This window comes from Bacteroides caecigallinarum, from assembly GCF_021531075.1.
In the GTDB taxonomy this organism is placed as follows: Bacteria; Bacteroidota; Bacteroidia; order Bacteroidales; family Bacteroidaceae; genus Phocaeicola; species Phocaeicola caecigallinarum_B.
This window is the reverse complement of sequence record NZ_JADYTJ010000127.1, coordinates 1-1,049: the sequence shown is the minus strand read 5'-3', so window position 1 is coordinate 1,049 and position 1,049 is coordinate 1. Positions and strand designations below refer to the sequence as shown.

General features: G+C 40.7%; 1 protein-coding gene. It reads left to right on the top strand.

What is annotated here, in order from left to right:
- Window positions 1–69 precede the first annotated feature (69 nt).
- Window positions 70–1,049, top strand: a 980-nt coding sequence (locus tag I6E11_RS14630; RefSeq protein WP_235338832.1) for an IS1182 family transposase, incomplete at its 3' end; no start/stop codon positions are given.

The following is a 1,049-nucleotide window of genomic DNA, read 5'->3' as shown; positions in this document are numbered from 1 at the left end:
CGACTTTCCCAAGCCGAGGCTTTGTTATGTCCTAAAGATTTTGTATCTTTAAGCATAATCAAAACTAATATGGCAAAGATACATTTTCGTTCTTACAATCCCAACCAAATCGTCCTTTTTCCTCAGCGGATAGATGAAAATATTCCATCAGACGATCCTGTACGCATCCTGAATGCTATGGTAGATAACCTTGACCTCAGTTCCTTTCACAAGTTATACAAAGAGCTGGGCCGTTCTCCCTATCACCCACGAATGATGCTTAAAGCTGTTTTGTATGCCTATATGAACAATATCTATTCCTGTCGTAAGATAGAAAAATCCCTGCTGCGTGACATTCATTTCATTTGGCTTGCCGGTTATGAGAAGCCGGATTACCGGACTATAAACCGTTTCCGTAACCGTGTCAAGGATGAGATAAACGGAATATTCACACAAATAGTCCTCATCCTTGCATCCAAAGGATTCATAAGTCTTGATGTTGAATATATTGACGGCACAAAGATTGAATCAAAAGCCAACAGATACACATTTGTATGGCGTAAGAACGTAGAACGTAACCGCGCCAGGCTTCTTGAGAAGATACGTATTCTTCTACAACAAATTGATGATGTCGTGGCACAGGATAATGCCTGCATTGAAAATACTGCTACCGAGTTTACCCCTTCCATGCTGACGGATATGATATCAGAGTTAAAAGCCTCTCTTGAGAATGCCCCAACCACATCGGATAAGGAAGAGAAGAAAGCAAATAAACAAAAGGCAAGGCAAATCAGACAATTGGAGTCACAACGTGACAAACTTGCCGAATATAACATGCACATGAAAATACTAGGCAAACGGAATTCTTATTCCAAAACAGATCCTGATGCTACATTTATGCATATGAAGGAAGACCCTATGGGGAACGGGCAATTAAAACCGGGATATAACCTACAAATCGGAACCGAAAACCAGTTTATGCTCGATTTTGGACTCTTCCCAAATCCTACAGACACTCTTACATTGATCCCGTTCGAAAATTCGTTTCATGAACGTTACAACCGTTTCCC